General features: G+C 51.2%; 17 protein-coding genes, 2 rRNA genes and 1 riboswitch (1 of these 20 cut by a window edge). Of the genes, 3 read left to right on the top strand and 16 right to left on the bottom strand.

Annotated features, from left to right (window positions below; translation table 11 throughout):
* Positions 1-6: 6 nt before the first annotated feature.
* From NSQ80_RS00145 to NSQ80_RS00135, 3 genes are all read right to left on the bottom strand, one after another.
* A complete protein-coding gene (locus tag NSQ80_RS00145; RefSeq protein WP_260071383.1) occupies positions 7-1143 on the bottom strand; it encodes a 3D domain-containing protein in 1137 nt (378 codons plus the stop codon).
* Positions 1144-1589: 446 nt separating this feature from the next.
* Positions 1590-1802, bottom strand: a riboswitch (cyclic di-AMP (ydaO/yuaA leader).
* A gap of 197 nt (positions 1803-1999) precedes the next feature.
* Positions 2000-2773, bottom strand: coding sequence for a TatD family hydrolase (locus tag NSQ80_RS00140; protein WP_009226358.1), 774 nt, complete (start codon positions 2771-2773; stop codon positions 2000-2002).
* Between the two features lie 16 nt (positions 2774-2789).
* Complete coding sequence (locus NSQ80_RS00135) at positions 2790-4079, bottom strand: HD domain-containing protein (protein ID WP_009226359.1); 1290 nt, start codon at positions 4077-4079, stop codon at positions 2790-2792.
* Positions 4080-4383: 304 nt separating this feature from the next.
* On the opposite strand from NSQ80_RS00135, the gene NSQ80_RS00130 reads away from it, so the two are divergent.
* On the top strand, positions 4384-4638 hold the full coding sequence (locus NSQ80_RS00130) for an AbrB/MazE/SpoVT family DNA-binding domain-containing protein (protein WP_009226360.1): 255 nt from the start codon (positions 4384-4386) through the stop codon (positions 4636-4638).
* A gap of 150 nt (positions 4639-4788) precedes the next feature.
* Here NSQ80_RS00130 and rsmI read toward each other — a convergent pair whose 3' ends face one another.
* The 10 genes from rsmI to NSQ80_RS00080 all read right to left on the bottom strand — a co-directional run bounded on the left by rsmI (position 4789) and on the right by NSQ80_RS00080 (position 12439).
* The gene (gene rsmI, locus NSQ80_RS00125; protein WP_036646180.1) at positions 4789-5688 is read right to left on the bottom strand and encodes a 16S rRNA (cytidine(1402)-2'-O)-methyltransferase; all 900 of its coding nucleotides are present in this window, start codon (positions 5686-5688) and stop codon (positions 4789-4791) included.
* Positions 5685-6440, bottom strand: a complete 756-nt coding sequence (locus NSQ80_RS00120; protein ID WP_260071382.1) for a tRNA1(Val) (adenine(37)-N6)-methyltransferase — start codon at positions 6438-6440, stop codon at positions 5685-5687. The genes rsmI and NSQ80_RS00120 overlap by 4 nt, the downstream gene beginning before the upstream one ends.
* Positions 6441-6507: 67 nt before the next feature.
* Positions 6508-6879: a DNA replication initiation control protein YabA gene (locus NSQ80_RS00115; RefSeq protein ID WP_009226363.1), complete on the bottom strand. Its 372-nt coding sequence runs from the start codon at positions 6877-6879 to the stop codon at positions 6508-6510.
* A 49-nt stretch (positions 6880-6928) separates the two neighbouring features.
* Positions 6929-7729, bottom strand: a complete 801-nt coding sequence (locus NSQ80_RS00110) for a stage 0 sporulation family protein (protein WP_016314716.1) — start codon at positions 7727-7729, stop codon at positions 6929-6931.
* A 150-nt stretch (positions 7730-7879) separates the two neighbouring features.
* Positions 7880-8860, bottom strand: coding sequence for a DNA polymerase III subunit delta' (gene holB, locus NSQ80_RS00105; protein WP_028539759.1), 981 nt, complete (start codon positions 8858-8860; stop codon positions 7880-7882).
* A gap of 24 nt (positions 8861-8884) precedes the next feature.
* Positions 8885-9328: a YaaR family protein gene (locus NSQ80_RS00100; protein ID WP_016314718.1), complete on the bottom strand. Its 444-nt coding sequence runs from the start codon at positions 9326-9328 to the stop codon at positions 8885-8887.
* A 162-nt stretch (positions 9329-9490) separates the two neighbouring features.
* The gene (locus tag NSQ80_RS00095; protein ID WP_009226367.1) at positions 9491-9820 is read right to left on the bottom strand and encodes a cyclic-di-AMP receptor; all 330 of its coding nucleotides are present in this window, start codon (positions 9818-9820) and stop codon (positions 9491-9493) included.
* A 51-nt stretch (positions 9821-9871) separates the two neighbouring features.
* The gene (gene tmk / locus NSQ80_RS00090; RefSeq protein ID WP_009226368.1) at positions 9872-10522 is read right to left on the bottom strand and encodes a dTMP kinase; all 651 of its coding nucleotides are present in this window, start codon (positions 10520-10522) and stop codon (positions 9872-9874) included.
* 55 nt (positions 10523-10577) lie between these two features.
* Positions 10578-12110 carry an aminotransferase class I/II-fold pyridoxal phosphate-dependent enzyme gene (locus tag NSQ80_RS00085; RefSeq protein WP_339300826.1) on the bottom strand — a complete coding sequence of 511 codons (1533 nt, stop codon included), beginning with the start codon at positions 12108-12110 and terminating at the stop codon, positions 10578-10580.
* Positions 12111-12253: 143 nt separating this feature from the next.
* Positions 12254-12439 (bottom strand): sigma factor G inhibitor Gin, encoded by a 186-nt coding sequence (locus tag NSQ80_RS00080; protein ID WP_036646182.1) that lies wholly within the window; start codon positions 12437-12439, stop codon positions 12254-12256.
* 216 nt (positions 12440-12655) lie between these two features.
* Between NSQ80_RS00080 and NSQ80_RS00075 the strand changes: the two genes are divergently transcribed.
* Positions 12656-13183 carry a hypothetical protein gene (locus NSQ80_RS00075; RefSeq protein WP_323078385.1) on the top strand — a complete coding sequence of 176 codons (528 nt, stop codon included), beginning with the start codon at positions 12656-12658 and terminating at the stop codon, positions 13181-13183.
* Positions 13184-13436: 253 nt separating this feature from the next.
* Here the strand turns inward: NSQ80_RS00075 and NSQ80_RS00070 are convergent, their stop codons facing one another.
* The gene (locus tag NSQ80_RS00070; RefSeq protein ID WP_009226373.1) at positions 13437-13868 is read right to left on the bottom strand and encodes a hypothetical protein; all 432 of its coding nucleotides are present in this window, start codon (positions 13866-13868) and stop codon (positions 13437-13439) included.
* 415 nt (positions 13869-14283) lie between these two features.
* Between NSQ80_RS00070 and NSQ80_RS00065 the strand changes: the two genes are divergently transcribed.
* Positions 14284-16197: an amidase family protein gene (locus tag NSQ80_RS00065; protein WP_260071999.1), complete on the top strand. Its 1914-nt coding sequence runs from the start codon at positions 14284-14286 to the stop codon at positions 16195-16197.
* 368 nt (positions 16198-16565) lie between these two features.
* On the opposite strand, the gene rrf is transcribed toward NSQ80_RS00065, so the two are convergent.
* Positions 16566-16682 (bottom strand): 5S ribosomal RNA (rrf, locus tag NSQ80_RS00060).
* A 215-nt stretch (positions 16683-16897) separates the two neighbouring features.
* Positions 16898-18673 (bottom strand): 23S ribosomal RNA (locus NSQ80_RS00055) (it continues 1154 nt past the right edge of the window).

Genomic DNA, 18673 nt, shown 5'->3' with positions numbered 1-18673 from the left:
GAGATCTTAGTTCAATTCCGGCTTCGTCGGACCGATTACGTATACGGTGCGGCCCTTCTTGCGGCCGAATTTCTTAGCATCCTTCAGACTATCAAAATAGACGTCCATCTTATTTCCATCGATGGCTCCACCCGTATCCTCTGCCTTACGGAAGCCGACTCCTTCGATGTATACCCACCAACCAAGCGGAACGACGTCTTTATCAACGGCAATCGTTCTGCCTTCCGTCACGCGGGTACCCGAAGCCGTACGGGTGCCTATCCCGTCTTCTTCCGCCGAATACGCGGTTAACGTAACATTTTTCAGGATCTTTTTATATTTGAATGAGACGCCACCTTTGGTCGTCGTCCCGCTGATGTTCACCGTATTTCCCTTACGGCTTATGCTGGCCGACAGGACCTCGGTAGGTTTCTTCGTGCCGACTGCGATCACCTTCGGCTGAGGGTCCTTGGAGACCTCTTTGCCGAGCCAACGCTTCGCCACGAATTTTCCGTCTTCGTAGGTTTTCTCAATGTTGTGAATGACCAGACCTTCGGTACCTTCTTGAATGACCTTCGTGGTACCTTTTAGCAGCTTGTCGTCCGACGTTTTGACCACGCTAAAGGGCACAGTCTCCTTGCTCTGCACCGTTTGCTTGCTGACCCGAACGACCTTGACATTCAGGTTCTCGGTAACTTTACTGTCCAATGCCGGGGTCACCTTGTCGTCTTCATCCAAAGTGATGCCGAGCTCGGACAATACGCCCTCTACTTTGCTTTGCGTCGTGAAGTGGACTTTCGTATTGCCGTCCGCGGTCACATTGACCGGCTTCGCGCGTACTATGACAATGCGGTCACCGTTCTTCAGCGAGCTTTCCAGCGGGAGGGATACTGAATCCTTCGCACTGAGCTTAATCGATTGTTCCTCCAGCAGATGAGCTACACTGGATTGGGTTGTCTCCACAGACTGGACATTCCCGTCCACAATCAGGGATACTTCCTTCTGTGCCTGGCTATACAGCCAGATTAGGATGATGATGATTCCCGCGATGGCCAGAACGCCGACGAACGCTATCTGACGTAAATTCTCATGCTTCCATCGCATTGCGTAAGACATGCTGGATGAGCGTGATTCATGGGTCTCCTCTTTGCGGAAAATGCCCATTTCTTCCGTCCTCCTTCATAGTCCCGCCGTCTAGGTCGATGCATGATAACGATTGACGCGACTACAGTTACTTTTTACAAAACGCCTAAGGTAGTCAAAAAGTCATCTTTTGATCACGAAGCAGGTCAAGAAGTGAATTCGGCATCGAATCTTGAATTCAGCCGGGCCTTCCGTTGCTCACGTACCCCCATGTACGCTGCGCTACTCAGTCCCAAGCTTCATCCAACCTTCTCGGTGCTGAAAAACCTGACTTTTTGAACACTGATCTTAAATTTAATCCTAAGCGTTTTGCATCCTTGACCAGTCTCTCCTGCTTGTCGTCACCTCCTGTTTTCCAACAGTATGACGACCCTATTACTTTTATTCAAAACAAAAGAAGCCGGGAGAAAGAGTTAGAGGAACTCCTTCGTGGCTTCTTGAATGTCTTGGGTGTAATAGCTGCACGAGTGACCTCTCTTATTCGCTTACGAGGTTAGCTGTCGGGTTCGGGCGAAAGAGAGCCGCCCTTTCTCAGTACATTCGCTCATGGCGCAATGACCTTGAATTCACCCCATAGACCCTGGAAAGAAATCGAATACGAACGCATACAGGCTATCGCCAACTGCAATCCGTATTGGTTCCCCCGTTCTCCGTCATAGGAGATTCAGCGAGACTGGTTCATGGAACCAAGCATCGTACGGTTCAAAACGAACCGAATCGATACTGAAAAGATTCTATCCTGTTTCGATGCAGGTTGTAAAGGACGAATCAACCACGTTTTTTTAAAAAAATGGTTAAAAAAATGTAATGACCTTGTTTTTGAGGGTTAAAAAGCATTAATCTTTCCGAAATCCTCTTTATTTCATCCGTTTTGCTCTCAAATACTCGGGATTCCAAATCGTTCCAATGCGTTTCGGGTGGTAATTTCCGCGATTTCCTCAAAAGTGACCCCTTTGAGCTCGGCTGCCATTTCTGCAACCAAGCGGACATGAGCGGACTCATTCCGTTTACCACGATATGGATGCGGCGTTAAATAAGGGGAATCCGTTTCGATCAGCAATCGATCCATCGGCGTCTTGGCCAACACTTCTTTTGGCTGTTTTGCATTTTTAAACGTAATCGGCCCGCCAAACGACAAATGAAATCCCAAATCTAGACACATTTTGGCAATTTCCCAACTGCCGGAGAAAGAGTGCATCACGCCTCCAACTTCATTGGCTTTCTCTTCCCGAAGGATGCGTACCACGTCTTCGTGAGCGTCCCGATTATGAATGGAAATCGGCATGCCCAAGCTGCGAGCCAGTCCAATTTGCTCACGAAAAACCTTATGTTGAACGTCCTTAGGTGACGTATCCCAATAATAATCCAGCCCAATTTCTCCGATGGCGACGACCTTCTCATGCTTGCACAATTCTGCAATCCAGTCCAAATCGCCCTCTTGCATTGTAATCGCGTCTTGCGGATGCCAGCCGACAGCGGCATAAATGAAGTCATAGGTCTCTGCCAACTTCATGGTCGAAGGGATCGTCTCGCGGTTAAATCCGATGTTAATCATCCGCGTAACCCCTTGTTCCACGGCGCGCGCGATCACTTCCTCGCGGTCCTCGTCAAATTGGGGAGCATCCAAATGCGTATGCGTATCAAATAACATAAACCTTGTCATCCTCCTAATTCCGTTGCTCGAAAATGCGGGCTACCGGGCGGGGCAGCCGATCTATCACAGCACACAATTTATTATCCGGATAGTACAAATGCGTCTTCCCTCGGTGCAAGCCGCTGATCGACCGCACGATATCCGATACTTCTGAAATTTCCCGGAGCCGTTCCTGCCGGTCCAACAGCAAAATTTGCTTCTGTCGAACCCCATCGTCCGGACGGAACACATCATACGGCAGATCGGTCGGAAAATCAATTTCCATGTCGTATTCAGGTTGTAGGCCCACTTGTCTAAAAGCGTTCCGAATCTCCTCCAGCATTTCCAGTTCCGGCGTGTCCAATTCTACATATTTATACAATTTGCGATTTAAAAACCGGGAACATAAATCGCTTAATCGCTCATCCTTTTCCCGCGTCCACTGCATGAAAGCCGTTTGCATCAACGCTTCGTCCAGCTGCAAATAATCGGCAACGCCGATATCCCCTTGAAATAAAAATGGCAGCGGATGCGGCAAGAAGTTAAAGGAATGCCCGCTCCGGTATAATTCCTTCGCCCGTCGCAAAATTTGCCGGAGAATGATCTCCGAGCTCCGCGTCACCGGGTGGAAATAGACCTGCCAATACATCTGATACCGCGACATCAAATAGTCTTCCACCGCATGCATCCCCGATTCTTTGACAACAACCCGCCCTTGAAAAGGTCGAAGCATCCGCAGAATTCGGTCCATGTCAATCGTCCCGTAGTTTACGCCGGTAAAATAAGCATCTCGCAGCAAATAATCCATCCGATCCGCATCCAGCGGGCTAGAGACCAAGTTCACCACAATCGGATTTTCGTAATCCTTCCGGATCACCGCAGCCACCTTGTCCGGAAAATCCGGAGAAATCTCGCGCAGGACGTTCCCCACCTCGGTTTCCCCCAAGAGGATTTTGCAGGTCCAATCCTCATGATGCATTTGAAAAGCTTCTTCTATAGAATGGGAAAACGGACCATGCCCCAGGTCATGCAGTAGCGCCGCACACAAAGCTACCAATTTCTCACTGCGGGGCCAATCGGTGTAGCCGCTTCGTTCAAACTGCGAAATAATCCGCCGCGTAATCTCGTAAACGCCAAGCGAATGGGAAAAACGGCTATGCTCGGCGCCATGAAAGGTCAAATACGATGTTCCAAGCTGACGAATCCGGCGAAGCCGCTGGAATTCCGGCGTATTAATGAGCGACCAGATCACTTCGTCCTGTACATGAATATAATTATGTACGGGGTCTTTGAACACTTTTTCTTCGCTAAGCCGACGATGCATGAACCAACACTCCTTTTTCATAAAATTTGGCGGGTCACCGTGTGGAGACGACAAGATATGTCGAATTGTGTCGTAAAATGACCGGATGACGATTTCCAAAATGTCGAATTATAGATCATTGTGAACTTGCTAGATTCCGTAAAGGTTCTCGGAGTTGTGTATCCGAATTTTTTAGAAATAATGTTGAACTATACCATAAATAGGTTGACTAATCTGGCAATGGTTGGTATTATAAAAATCAGAAAAGATAGAATGATGTCGAATAATGACAATTCCAAATTATAGCGAGAGGGGCAATCATCCTATGATGAAATCCACAGGTATTGTAAGAAAAGTAGACGAATTAGGCCGTGTTGTCATTCCAATTGAATTGCGCCGCACTCTGGGGATCGGAGAAAAAGATGCGCTCGAAATTTATGTAGACGGTGAACGGATTATGCTCAAGAAATATGAGCCTGCTTGCATCTTCTGCGGTAATGCGGAGAACGTAACTTACTTTAAAGGCAAAATTGTTTGCCATGAATGCATTACGGAGCTTCCGACCCCTGTGACAAATTAAGAAATATAGTATATAATAGATTTACTGAAACTGTTAATTCTAACCTTTTTCATATCTCCTTGGCGCCTTCCTAGGCTTGAACCCGGCTTAGCGAAGGCCCCTTTTTTGGCCGAATTGGATAATATTTCATGATTTCGGAGAGAAGTGGGGCTACAATAATTGATTGTAGATATCCCGCTTTGCAACCCCCCGGTCGGCCGCAGTTTTTTTCATGGCTTCCTTCCGCGACAGCCCTTCTTCCGTTTCGTAATGCCGGACATGCTCCTCCACAGTTAGCGCTTGCCACCAGGCATCCCGCTTCTCCTTCACTTGGTCGGGATGTGCCCCTTCCACAACGAGGCAATATTCACCCAGCGGCGGATGCTCCTGCAGCCAAGCCAGGCAATCGTGAATCGTCCCCCGAGCCATTTCCTCATAACGCTTGGTTAATTCTCTCGCCAATACGATTCGCCGATCTCCCCAAACCTCGAGAAGGGACTCCAGCGTTTTGATCAATCGATGCGGCGATTCGTACAGCAACATCGTTCCCTCTTGATCCTCCAACGACTTCAACAACCGTTCCCGCTCTTTATGATCTCTTGGCAAAAATCCAAGGAACGTAAATCGATCCGTTGGCAAACCGGAAACGATGAGCGCCGATAATGCAGCATTCGCTCCGGGCACCGGAACGACTGCGATACCCGCCTCTAGCGCCAGCTTCACGAGATCACTTCCGGGGTCGGAAATCGCCGGCAGACCGGCATCGCTGACTAGCGCTAAATTTTTTCCTTCTATTATAAAGCGGATCAATTCTGGGCCACTGGCGGCCTTATTATGTTCGTGATAACTCAGCAATTTACCTGGAGAGATGTCGAAATGCGTTAACAGCTTGCGCGTCTGCCGCGTATCCTCCGCCGCGATAATGTCCACCTCTTGCAAGGTGCGCACGGCCCGGTAGGTCATATCCTCCAAATTCCCGATAGGCGTGCCAACCAGGAACAACTTGCCGTTTCCTGCTGGGGTGGTGTCCCTCGCAGCATTTTCAAAGCTCTTCTGTACTTGAACGTTCATGCTCTACCCTCTTTTGGCCCGTAATAGATATTCATGATTTCTTCGCAGTATTCCCCGTTTTCATTATATACGATCAATGGCGGCAGTACCCGCACATCCGGCTTGCCGTCCCGCAGCGCCTCGATCAGCACCATGTTCGCTTCCGCTCCCGCCCTTGGATGCACGAATCGGATGACCTTCGGCTCTAATCGATATTGACGCAGCAACGTCATAATTTCCCCTAAACGCTGCGGTCTGTGGACCATTGACACCTTGCCTCCCGGCCGCACCAGCCGCATCGACGCAGCCGCCACTTCCTCCAAACTGCAGTGAATTTCATGCCGGGCGATCGCCTGATACGTATTCAGCTTCGCCTCGCCGCTCGTCACCGGCATATACGGCGGGTTCACCGTAATGGCATCATACACCCCATGGCCCGTCACCTTCACCAGCTCGCGTAAATCTCCTTCACGAATTTCGATCCGGTGCGTCAGCCCGTTCATCTCCACACTGCGGCGAGCCATATCTGCAAGCCGCGGCTGGATCTCGATCCCTTCGATCTTCGCCTCCGTCCGGGTGGAGAGCAGCAAGGGGATCACCCCATTGCCGGTGCATAAATCGAGTATTTTGCCGTACTTGGGCACTGGTGCAAACCGGGCCAGCAACACGGCATCCATCGAGAAGCTAAACACTTCGTCGCTCTGGATGATATGTAAATCATGGGTCAGCAGGTCGTCTATCCGCTCCTGCTCATAAATTGGTACATGGTTCATCGACTCGGATACCCATCCTTTTTCAGCCTAAATTTAAAAAAAACCGCAGGGACACCCCCACGGTTCATCATTTATTCAAAAACGACAAGCAGAACAGGCAGTCACCTTCGGTGCGCAGATGCCCGTAATAAACGTTGCAAATATGAAAGCCCTCATGATAAAGACGCGCTAAGTTATCGTAGCCTTCACCGACGACATCGATCGCTTCTTTGCCAGCCGGAACCGGACTATCGGTTCTGACCGACGCCGGCATGGGCAGCGGTCCCTCGGTGCTCTCCCGCTTTAATATTTTGCGCAGCTGTTCATTCTCGAGGCGAAGCCGCTGGTTCTCTTCCACCAGCTTCTTGACCTCCAACATGAGGCTGCTCAAATCGCCGTGTACTTTTCCCATTTGCGTTTCCAGCGCCTGCATATTTGTGAAAATGTCCTTGTTCTCCAAGTTCCCACCCCAGAGTCATCTCTAGAATCTATCTTGAAAAAGATCTTCTTTATTTCAGGACGACATCGTCCAGCGGAAGCTCCTTCACTTTCCCGATTTCGAACAACTGTACATGGACGGTGCGGCTGCCGGCGTTGAGTCCAACGACCTTGCCGTCTCCCAGCGAGGTAACGACGATTTTGCCTACGGATGGAAGCTCTTCTTTCGTGCTTTCGTAGTTGTCATGCTCGAACTTCAGACAGCACATCAGACGGCCGCATAATCCTGAGATTTTCGTAGGGTTCAGCGACAGGCTCTGGTCCTTCGCCATCTTGATCGATACCGGCTCAAAATCCCCCAACCAAGAGGAACAGCAGAGCACGCGTCCGCAGGGGCCGATACCGCCAAGCATCTTGGCTTCGTCCCGCACGCCGATCTGTCTGAGCTCAATCCGGGTCCGGAAGATGCTGGCCAGATCCTTCACCAACTCACGAAAATCCACACGGCCTTCCGCCGTAAAGTAAAAAATGATTTTATTGCGGTCAAACGTAAATTCCACGTCGACCAGCTTCATTTTCAAATCATGATCTTTAATTTTATTTAAACATGTGACAAAGGCATTCTTTGCCGCAAGCTTGTTCTCCTCGACAACTCGGGCGTCGGCTTCATCGGCGATCCGAATTACCTTCTTCAGCGGAAGGACGACATCGGATTCTCCAACCTTCTTCTTGCCGACCACCACTTTCCCATATTCGATCCCCCGAGCAGTCTCAACAATAACGTGTTGATCTTTCTCTACCGGGAGGTCCAACGGATCGAAATAATAGATTTTGCCCGCCTTCTTAAAGCGGACGCCCACTACAGTATACAAAAACTAACCCCCTCGTATAGCTCTACAAGACTGGCGAACCGCAACTCACGAAAGCAGCGCGATCCAAAGAAACTATTACATTCCCTGCTCTTTCAGGGGAGAAAGTTTCATGCGAAATCAAAGCCTATCTGTCTATTCTTGGTGCAGGTCTTACCGTTGTCCATCCACGGCAATCAAAAACTGCTCTACGCAGAGATTGGCATTCATATGCTGCCGCAGCTTCTTCTTGCTCTCTGCAGCCAGCGCCATGGCCTCAATCCACTGTTCTGCACTGCGGCTAGTACAATGTTGATTGATAAACTGAAGCTCATCTATGAAAACGATTTGATCATGTTTATGATAGAGCGCATGGATCATATCTTTGAACCACAAATGGAAAAGGCTGAACAGCATGTCCAAATGATCGGTCAACCCGGATTTGAACAATACCTGCTGCGCCGTAATTAATGGAGAGCCGCCACGGCCTGCGATCTCCTTTCCTAATTGTAACACTACGTTTCGAACTTCTGCAAACCAATTCTGCTGGATTAAATCACGGCATGGACCCAGTCCTGCCGCGAGATGAACGGCACTGCGAGCCAAGGTTGTCGAAAATCCCTCGTTCGCCAATATCTGGAGCATCGTCTCCGGATTCACCGGAGAGAATGGAACCCATTGGGCGCGCGATTGAATTGTAGGGAGCAACGCTCGTCCATTATCCGACAGCAGAATTGCTACGGCCGGAGATGGCGGTTCCTCCAGAAATTTGAGCAAGCTGTTGGCCGCTTGCACTGTCATTTTTTCGGCTTCGTCAATAATATAAGCCTTAGGATTCCCGCTCTCCGAACGGTAAGAGAAAATCCGCTGCAGATCGCGGATTTGTTCGATTTTAATCGTTGCCCCGTCGGGCTTGATTGTAAACAAATCGGGATGATTGCCATGCAGTACCTTCCGGCACTCCAGACACTCCCCGCAAGCATCGTCTCCGCCCCGTGTACAGAACAACGCCTGGACGAAGGCCATGGCCATTTCCATCTGCCCGCTTCCAGGCGGTCCACTAAATATATAGGCATGGGAGATTTCCTGGCGCCGCAGACTGCTTTGCAGCAATTGTTTGGCCGTCTCCTGCCCAATGATCTCTTGAAATGACATCTCTTCTGCCTCGTCCTTTCAAAGCTAGAAAACCAGATTAATCAGCATGCCGCGGATCTCGCCGATCTTTTGCAATAGCTCGATCTTGCCTTGCTCCGTCTCCAGCAATTCGTCTGCCATCGCCAGCAGCGCAGCATCCACTTCATCAAGAAGCTTATAACGCTTCCCACGGCCGCGGCGGTCCCAGCCTCTGGATTCTTTGATGCCCACACCCCGCCGAACCGTATCCTCGAGAAACCGCTTGACCATCATCCGGTACGCCTTCAGCTCCCGAACGGTCATGGACCGGGCAAGCCGGTCCCCTTGCATTTGAATCTCCTTAAATCTCCGGTTCAATTCTTCTTGGGTCGCCTGCTGCCCATGCCGCTGCATGACGTCGGCGAAGCTTTTCGACTGTACCGGCTTGGCAGGGCTGTCACTCACCCCCAAGCCGCTTTTGAGCGGCCGGTATCCCGGATCAATTTTCAAAGCGTCCACCGCCTATAGTTGATTAAATAGATTGAATGAACTATGAAATCGAAGCCTCGACTCCGCGAGTGCGGAGAAGCAAGTTGAGTTCAAGATTCGACGTCGAACCCTCATCCCTGTGCTACATCGTGATCAAAAGCCTACTTTTTAATAACCACTATATTAGAAGTGTTCGAAACGGTCTACTGGGAGAACAAACACCGTCGCCCCGCCCACTTGCACTTCCACGGGCAACGGCAAATACGAATCGGTTGTACCGCTCATCGGGGTAACCGGGGTCACTAATTGTTCCCGCACTTTACAACTGTTACGGATCACTTTCAATACGTCATCCACTTGATGGTCGTCTACACCGATCATAAATGTGGTGTTCCCCGCCCGAAGAAACCCTCCGGTACTCGCCAGCTTCGTTGCCCGATAATTTTCTTTCACGAGCGCGCTGGATAGCCGGTTGCTGTCTTTATCTTGGATAATCGCAACAATCAGTTTCATATGCAGTACCTCCTTGTTTTATAAAATGTACCATACTAACCTATTTGACACCTAGGCCATGATCTCCTTTATTGCCACATAAAGATGCCCGCGAATCTCCGCCGCAACCTCTTCCTTACTACGAGAGGCATCAATCGTTTTGATCCGTTCCGGATACATCCCGGCGAGGATTTGATATCCTTCCCGAACCTTTTGATGAAAGTGCAGGCTCTCCATATCCAAGCGGTTCACTTCACGTCCGGCACCGGCAGCAATCCGGGCTAACCCGACTTCCGGCTCAATATCGAGGTAGAAAGTGAGATCCGGAAACCGTCCCTTGGTGGCAAAAAGATTAATCTTCAGCACTTCATCGATCCCCAGCCCGCGGGCATACCCCTGATAGGCCAGGCTGCTATCTAAAAAGCGATCGCAGAGAACCGTAATCCCACGCTCCAGGGAGGGCTCCACCTTCTCCGCTAGATGCTGCCGCCGGGATGCGGCGTATAACAGCGCCTCGGTCCGCGCATCCATCGCCGTGTGCTGCGGATTCAAGATCACCTCACGGATCTTCTCCGCAATTTCAATGCCGCCAGGTTCCCTCGTAGAGATAAAGTTCACGCCTTGTTCCTTGAGCAGCCGTTCCATTTCCCGCATAACCGTCGTTTTGCCGGAGCCATCCCCCCCTTCAAGCGTAATAAATAATCCCTTGGCTTGATGGTTCATCTAGTTCGTTCCCTGCTTTCTTCTCCAAAAATCATGTACAAGTATATGCTTGGCTTTACCCTTTCTTGACTTGAATCGTCTGCAGCCGCGGGTCGGCCGGCCCCTGGCACTTGGCTCCCGAATCCCGCAGCATCCGCAGCCGCTGCCTTACCGCCTCGGTGATCGTCTCTCCGGGGTAGAGCAACGGAATACCTGGAGGATACGGAATGATCATTTCCGCCGCTTGCCGGCCAAGGCTTTCTTCAACGGGGATCGCTTCGCTCTCCCCTGGAAGCAGTGGCTTAAGGCTAAACGGTACAGGCTCAGACACCTCCGACAGATGCACTTCATGAACTGAATTGTTCCACGTGGAAAGTTCCTCGGCCGAACCTGTTGGGGAAACGAGACCACTCCTCACCGCATTCCCCGGTGAATCGGCTTGGGCGATGCGATCCAGCGCTTGCAGCAGCCGATCGGCATCTTCCATCGTTGTTCCGGGGCCCAGCGCCAGGACCACAAAGCGGTCATCGCTCATCTCCGGCACGCAGCCTTCGGCTTCGAGCCGCTCTTGCAGTTCATACCCGGAGAGGGCTGCGGATGCATCGAATATCACAAGCTTCAAAGGATCTTGGATAGTATATGCAGCAGCCTCTCCGCTGGCGCCCGGCGGTGCCACGACGCCGAAGCGCGATTGCTTGGCCAGGCCGCGCCGCAGATGCGCGGCCGCGGCGAGCCCGCCCTCGAAGAAGGCGGGGCCCTGCTGCCCCAGCAGGCTTCGGCTCAGATCGAGCGAAGCCATGATGGGGTAGGACGGGCTGGAGCTCTGCAGCATCGCCAGCCGTTGGCGCAGCAGCGTGCGGTCGAGCAGCCCGCCTTGCACGTGCAGCATCGCGCCCATCGTGAGCGCGGTCAGCATCTTGTGCGTCGACTGCACGACGCCATCGGCCCCCGCGGCCAGCGCGCTCTCCGGCAGCGCCGGGTGCTGGCCGAAGTGGGCGCCATGCGCCTCGTCGACGAGCAGCGGCACCCCGTGCGCGTGGCACAGCTCGGCCAGCGGCTGCAACGGCGCTCCCATCCCGTAGTAGCTCGGGTGCGTGAGCAGCAGCCCCTTCGCGCCGGGATACCGGCGCAGGGCTTCCCGCACCGCAGCTTCGCTCGGGATGGTGGCCAGCCCGCTGCCCGCGTCCAGCTGCGGCGCCAAAAACACCGCGTGCGCGCCCGCCAACATCAATCCGTGAATGACGGATTTATGCACGTTCCGCTGCACGAGCAGCACATCCCCTGGCGTGGTACACACGCTCAGGATTAAGGCCAGGTTGCCGGCTGTACTGCCGCCAACCAGAAAAAACGTCTCCTCCGCCCCAAACTGGGCGGCGGCCAGCCGCTGCGCCTCGCGGATGACGCCCTCGGGATGATGGAGATCATCCGTCCCGGTGATTTCCGTCACGTCGATTTCCATCACGCGCGCCAACTCCTCCATCACATTCGCATTGCTGCGCAAAGCCTGTCCATTTTTATGCCCCGGGACATGAAAGGAAGCAACCTTTTTCGCCTGATACTGCAGCAAAGCTTCAACCAAAGGGGCCCTTCCGTTATGTTCCTCTGCCATTTCGATTCCTTCCGACTCTGGGTTAACCGTATATTAACGTGATTGTATTCATTGCTTCATCTCATTTTACCGTTAGTTCGCTCAGTAGAGCAATATAAAAGGACCCGCTCCCCAAAATGAACAGGTCCTTTTATCCGGCAGTGTTATGCATTTTTTTGCACCCAGATCTGCTTCATTTGATGAACAAAGAAGTGGTATTTCTCCTCCTGCACGTCGGTGCGCACCATCTCAGCCTCGCAAGCGTCGCAGATAAATTCAGATACGATATGAATACCCTCTGTTTTCGGTTCTCCACATATAATGCAGGTGCTAACGCTCGACTCATCCATGTCCGATCCCACCTTGTCTTTTTTTACTATCAGTATGACACAGATTCTACTATTTTAAACCTTTTCATAGTCCGCTTCCTACTTTATCTTATGCCGACAGCCAGAACAACGTGTTTGTACGCGCCGCCTTAATTATTCTTGTATTCTTCCGATATATTAAGAAGAGCTAGTCCGCGATGTGCGGAGCTGATGAAAATTGGGAGGAGGATCAAACGCTTGAAGCCCGCTGAAACCGAAAGCCAAGCGACATTTTATCACTACACCTTGCTCAAAAAGAAGGCTTTACCGAAGTCGCTCATATATAGCTTAGGCATACTCCCCGTCATTTGGCTTGCAGCCGAGACGGTATTCATATCCTGGACCAGTATCTTTTTCTTCCTATTAGCCATACCGGTCATCTTATGGATCCAATATGTCATTTCCCGCTCCGTGCTGATGATTGTCAGCCACTCCTATCGCAAGCGCTGGCGGTTTTCCCGTCAAATGCCATGGATTGGTTACTCACCTGATCAATACGTTTCTTATCCCGTATATCGCCGAGTCCACCTTCATTCCGCCTGGATCGGTTGCTGTATTATCGCGATTCTCATCCCTTGGTCGCCGGTCTCCTTTGTGCTCTCTTTATTTTTCTGGCACCTTTGGCTGATGATCCCGCGATTCATTGTGCTTGCTACCCTACGTGGACAGCGTAAAGACGGAATGATCAAAATCACAGGTCTCGAAATTGCTTACTACAGGCAATGAAGAATCTCATAGATTAGATGCTGTTAAGAAAAACGTCTATCGACGTACATTCAATGTAGCCAGACCGCGTTTAGCGGAAGTTTTTCTTGCGATATCAGGATGCCGATCCCCCGAAATTTATACTTTCTGATATCTTAAAAAAGCCTGCTCCCTGCGCAAATGCAGAGATCAGGCCTTTTGTCTTCTTTAGCACATTCCAGTACCGGGCTTGTCCGGTAGAGGGGCGGTTGCCTTTCATATCCGAATTCTGATGCTAAGGGCTGCTGCTTTCCAACCCTTGAATGACTGTTTTCGCTTCCTTTTTCGGGACCAATACGGTAAAAGAGTTATCGTGAAGCGTCAATTGAACAATTTGCTTCCCCTTCTCGTACACCCGAGTTGAACCGGTGCTTTCTTCTTTCTTCTCCTTCCATCCCCACTCCGCTATCACCTTCTGATAGGCCTCGGGGATTTCGCTGCTTTCCTTAAGTCCGGTTAGTCTATAATTAACATAGTCCATCTTCGAATTATTAAGAGCCGTTTCCGTTTGATTGGCCTCTTTAGGAACAGGGAAATTCTTCTCAACCGTTGCTCCCACAAAATCCGTCCACGAAGGCTCGGAAGACGCACAGCCTGCGATGACTACCATCATCATCAAGACTCCCCACATGAAGCATAAGGATATTTTGACTCCTCTTCGCTGCATGATCCATTCCTCCTTACCCTGCCTATATACTGAAAAATACTCCTGTTGTCATTCTGATATAGATTCCGGATAGGCTAAATGCCCTAGATGCTCATTTACCAATCTAATTATAACGGGTGGCGTACCCCTGTCGGTAACAAAAAGGTTACATTCCCTTTGGTAGAAACTGAAAATAGCACAGTGAATTTTCTGAAAAAACATCATTGCGTTATATTTACGTAAGATTATATAACATTTTATTCTCTAATTATGAATATTTTTTAACGGGAGAAAACCTAAGAGAAACTGTAATTCACTGCGATATTCCTTAATGTATGCGTTTTAACAGATGGTCCTCCTCTTTGTCATTATATCTTACATGAATTTATGATAGTTCACATAAACTTCAACTTTTCACTAGGAGGGGGAAACCTTTATGAATCGTTATCGACGAGGCCTTAAACTAGGAAGTGTAGTTCTGTTGACTTCTGTATTGGTCACAGAACTTGGAATCGGACACCTTCCACAAGCTCAGGCCGCTTCAGGTACAGCAAAGGTTACGGCAAGCCAAACCTTTATCACCGGCGAACAATTTCGTCAGTCGATGAAGCAGGCTGCCGGCGAAGCAGGAGGCTCCTTTACGATGCCGGAGGTCTCCAGCAACCGTGTGCTCCGCAGCCAAGCGGCTGTACTGCTTCAGCAATGGCTGGGGCTAGAGAATGCCCCTGAATCCTTCAGCGACGTTCCAGACCAAGCAGCTTACGCGGGATCTGTTGGGGCCGTCAAAAAGGCCGGACTCATGAAAGGCTATTCGGATACCTCGTTCCTGCCTGGCGCCCCTCTCACTGCGGACGATCTAGAACGGCTTCACGACCGTGTTGTCAGCTACTTAAAGCCCTTTGTCCTTCCGGAAGCCACGATTTCTGAGCTTCAGCTGGCTATGGAGCAAGGCAAGGTGACTTCAAAACAACTCGTACAGATGTATCTCGATCGAATCGTTAAATATGACGATCAGGGGATCTCCCTGCAAGCTGTCCTTTCGATCAATCCTGACGCGCTCAACATCGCCGAAGCGTTGGACCAAGAACGAGCCGAAAAGGGACCAAGAGGACCTCTGCACGGCATTCCGATCCTTGTCAAAGACAACTTCGATACCGCCGACATGCCGACGACCGCAGGCTGCCTTTGCTTGAAGGATTCTATCCCTCCGCAAGATGCGGATCAAATCGCCAAGCTAAAAGAAGCCGGCGCGATCATCCTAGGCAAAACGAATCTTCATGAATTTGCTTTTGGCATTACAACATCAAGTTCGTTAGGGGGGCAAACGAAAAATCCATACGCACCCGATCATTATCCCGGCGGCTCCAGCGGCGGTACCGGTGCGGCAATTGCAGCCAACTTGGCTGTCGCCGGCCTGGGTACGGACACAGGGGGTTCCATCCGTATTCCTTCCAGCTTCAACAGCTTGGTTGGGATCCGCCCAACGATTGGTTTATCCAGCCGTGATGGAATTATCCCACTCGCTTTGACGCAAGACGTAGGAGGACCGATCGCCCGGACAGTCGAGGATGCAGCGATCCTACTCGACGCCACGGTTGGTTATGACCCGGATGATGTCGCCACCTCCTATAGCGTCGGTCGCGTTCCTACGAGCTACACCGACTTCCTTGATGCTAACGGTTTGAAAGGCACACGGATTGGCGTAGCGACGGAACTCTTCCTGGAGAGCAACGATCAAGAAAAAGCCGTCTTCGAAGTAGTGTCCAATGCCGTTAAAGAATTAGAAGCCCTTGGCGCAACAGTCGTGAATATCAAGATTCCGAATCTAGAGGAGATTATGAAATATCCGAGCTTAAGCGGCTACGAGTTCAAATTCCAATTAAACGATTACCTAGAGGAACTCGGGGATAACGCCCCTTACCACAGCCTGGCTGAAATCATCGCCTCTGAAGAGTACGATAAAACTCAAGAGCAATCGATGAAAGCCCGCGAGGCCCGTGAATCGCTGGATACTCAGGAATACAAAGACATCGTGCTGAAACGCACCAGCCTCACCCGAGATTCCCTACTGAAGGTGATGGCCGACAACAAGCTCGACGCGATCGTGTACCCGACCAGCACCCAGCCGCCGGCATTGATTGGTGAGGGCCAATCATCCGGAAACAACAATCGCTTAAGCCCGTTCTCGGGATTCCCTGCCATTACGGTCCCTGCCGGATTTACAAAAGACGGCCTCCCCGTTGGCATCGAGTTCCTCGGTCGCGCCTTCGATGAAGGCACACTAATCAAACTAGCCTATAGCTACGAACAAGGCACTCATCACCGTCACGCCCCTGTACTTACGCCATAATTCTGTTATATGAGAGTACTGAGGAGAGCACTACCGTTATACCGGTAGTGTTCATTTGTTTTAGCGTTAGTGTTCTCCTCGGCTTCAACACGCACGCCCTTCCTCTCCACGCGATTCCTGCAAAAATGCAGTTATTTTGCGGGGGAGTGGCCGTTTTGCCTGGAATGCCTGCAAAAGTGCAGGCTTTTTGCGCCGATTTGCTCGAATTGACCTAAATCGAGAAAAATAACTGCACTTTTGCAGGCTTCGGCTCAAAAATCGGGATTTCCCCGAAAAAAACTGTACTTTTGCAGGTTTCCAGCTCGGGGTAAGCACAAGTCAAACACAAAAAGAGCACCACCGATCACCGGTAGTGCTCTTTCTTCTTTGCTTGGCAGCGTCCTACTCTCCCAGGACCCTTCGGTCCAAGTACCATCGGCGCTGGAGGGCTTAACGGTCGTGTTCGGGATGGGAACGAGTGGAACCCCTCCGCCATTGCCACCAAACATGATTTTTGCGCTGCTTTTACTTCCGCACTTTCCGCTTCAGCAAAAGATCAAACCTTATAAAAGGCGTGCAGCTAAAAATCGGTTCAAGGTTGAATCCTTGAAAACTGGATACGAAACTAGATTTGCATTTTAGCCCCTATTCAGTTCCCGGGGTCCCCGAAAAGTACTCGGTGTACTCTCCGAAGCCTCCGCTTCACTTTTTGGGGTGAATTTTGGATAAGCCCTCGACCGATTAGTACCTGTCAGCTCCATGCCTTACGGCACTTCCACCTCAGGCCTATCAACCTTGTCGTCTTCAAGGGGTCTTACATACGGGGAAATCTCATCTTGAGGGGGGCTTCACGCTTAGATGCTTTCAGCGCTTATCCCGTCCGCACTTAGCTACCCAGCTGTGCTCCTGGCGGAACAACTGGTGCACCAGCGGTGCGTCCATCCCGGTCCTCTCGTACTAAGGACAGCTCCTCTCAAATTTCCTACGCCCACGACAGATAGGGACCGAACTGTCTCACGACGTTCTGAACCCAGCTCGCGTACCGCTTTAATGGGCGAACAGCCCAACCCTTGGGACCTACTTCAGCCCCAGGATGCGATGAGCCGACATCGAGGTGCCAAACCTCCCCGTCGATGTGGACTCTTGGGGGAGATAAGCCTGTTATCCCCAGGGTAGCTTTTATCCGTTGAGCGATGGCCCTTCCATGCGGTACCACCGGATCACTAAGCCCGACTTTCGTCCCTGCTCGACTTGTCAGTCTCGCAGTCAAGCTCCCTTCTGCCTTTGCACTCTTCGAATGATTTCCAACCATTCTGAGGGAACCTTGGGGCGCCTCCGTTACTCTTTAGGAGGCGACCGCCCCAGTCAAACTGCCCGCCTGACACTGTCCCCGTACCGGATTACGGTACCAGGTTAGAACCTAGATACGATCAGGGTGGTATCCCAACGGCGCCTCCACCGAAGCTGGCGCTCCGGCTTCCTAGGCTCCCACCTATCCTGTACAAATCGTATCCAAGTCCAATATCAAGCTGCAGTAAAGCTCCATGGGGTCTTTCCGTCTTGTCGCGGGTAACCTGCATCTTCACAGGTATTAAAATTTCACCGGATCTCTCGTTGAGACAGCGCCCAAGTCGTTACGCCATTCGTGCGGGTCAGAATTTACCTGACAAGGAATTTCGCTACCTTAGGACCGTTATAGTTACGGCCGCCGTTTACTGGGGCTTCGGTTCACAGCTTCGGGCTAAACCCTAACCGCTCCCCTTAACCTTCCAGCACCGGGCAGGCGTCAGCCCGTATACTTCGCCTTGCGGCTTCGCACAGACCTGTGTTTTTGCTAAACAGTCGCTTGGGCCTTTTCACTGCGGCCCCCTCGGGCTATTCACCCTACCGAGGCACCCCTTCTCCCGAAGTTACGGGGTCATTTTGCCGAGTTCCTTAACGAGAGTTCTTCCGCGCGCCTTAGAATTCTCTTCTCGCCTACCTGTGTCGGTTTGCGGTACGGGCACCTTCTCCTGGCTAGAGGCTTTTCTTGGCAGTGTGAGATCATGACCTTCGGTACTGTAAATTTTCCCTCCCCATCACAGCCTAGCCTTATCGGTGTGCGGATTTGCCTACACACCAGCCTCACTGCTTGGACGAGCATCCATCAGCTCGCGTCACTACCCTACTGCGTCACCCCATCGCTCATAACGGATTACGGTGGTACAGGAATTTCTACCTGTTGTCCTTCGACTACGCCTTTCGGCCTCGCCTTAGGTCCCGACTTACCCTGAGCGGACGAACCTTCCTCAGGAACCCTTAGGCTTTCGGCGGATCAGATTCTCACTGATCTTTTCGTTACTCATACCGGCATTCTCACTTGTATGAAGTCCAGCTGTCCTTCCGGTCAACCTTCAACCCGCATACAACGCTCCCCTACCCCAGATGCAAAGCATCTAGCCATAGCTTCGGTGGTGTGTTTAGCCCCGTTACATTTTCGGCGCAGAGTCACTCGACC

It is taken from the genome of Paenibacillus sp. FSL K6-2441, from assembly GCF_037964765.1.
Classification (GTDB): domain Bacteria; phylum Bacillota; class Bacilli; order Paenibacillales; family Paenibacillaceae; genus Fontibacillus; species Fontibacillus phoenicis.
The sequence above is the reverse complement of the archived record's forward strand: the minus strand, read 5'-3'. Positions and strand labels throughout refer to the sequence as shown.

Excerpts from the sequence above, each read along its gene's own strand:
- NSQ80_RS00145 (WP_260071383.1), bottom strand. The coding sequence starts at position 1,143 with ATGGGCATTTTCCGCAAAGAGGAGACCCATGAATCACGCTCATCCAGC.
- NSQ80_RS00140 (WP_009226358.1), bottom strand. The coding sequence starts at position 2,773 with ATGTTATTTGATACGCATACGCATTTGGATGCTCCCCAATTTGACGAG.
- NSQ80_RS00135 (WP_009226359.1), bottom strand. The coding sequence starts at position 4,079 with ATGCATCGTCGGCTTAGCGAAGAAAAAGTGTTCAAAGACCCCGTACAT.
- NSQ80_RS00130 (WP_009226360.1), top strand. The coding sequence starts at position 4,384 with ATGATGAAATCCACAGGTATTGTAAGAAAAGTAGACGAATTAGGCCGT.
- rsmI (WP_036646180.1), bottom strand. The coding sequence starts at position 5,688 with ATGAACGTTCAAGTACAGAAGAGCTTTGAAAATGCTGCGAGGGACACC.
- NSQ80_RS00120 (WP_260071382.1), bottom strand. The coding sequence starts at position 6,440 with ATGAACCATGTACCAATTTATGAGCAGGAGCGGATAGACGACCTGCTG.
- holB (WP_028539759.1), bottom strand. The coding sequence starts at position 8,860 with ATGTCATTTCAAGAGATCATTGGGCAGGAGACGGCCAAACAATTGCTG.
- NSQ80_RS00095 (WP_009226367.1), bottom strand. The coding sequence starts at position 9,820 with ATGAAACTGATTGTTGCGATTATCCAAGATAAAGACAGCAACCGGCTA.
- tmk (WP_009226368.1), bottom strand. The coding sequence starts at position 10,522 with ATGAACCATCAAGCCAAGGGATTATTTATTACGCTTGAAGGGGGGGAT.
- NSQ80_RS00085 (WP_339300826.1), bottom strand. The coding sequence starts at position 12,110 with ATGGCAGAGGAACATAACGGAAGGGCCCCTTTGGTTGAAGCTTTGCTG.
- NSQ80_RS00080 (WP_036646182.1), bottom strand. The coding sequence starts at position 12,439 with ATGGATGAGTCGAGCGTTAGCACCTGCATTATATGTGGAGAACCGAAA.
- NSQ80_RS00070 (WP_009226373.1), bottom strand. The coding sequence starts at position 13,868 with ATGCAGCGAAGAGGAGTCAAAATATCCTTATGCTTCATGTGGGGAGTC.
- NSQ80_RS00065 (WP_260071999.1), top strand. The coding sequence starts at position 14,284 with ATGAATCGTTATCGACGAGGCCTTAAACTAGGAAGTGTAGTTCTGTTG.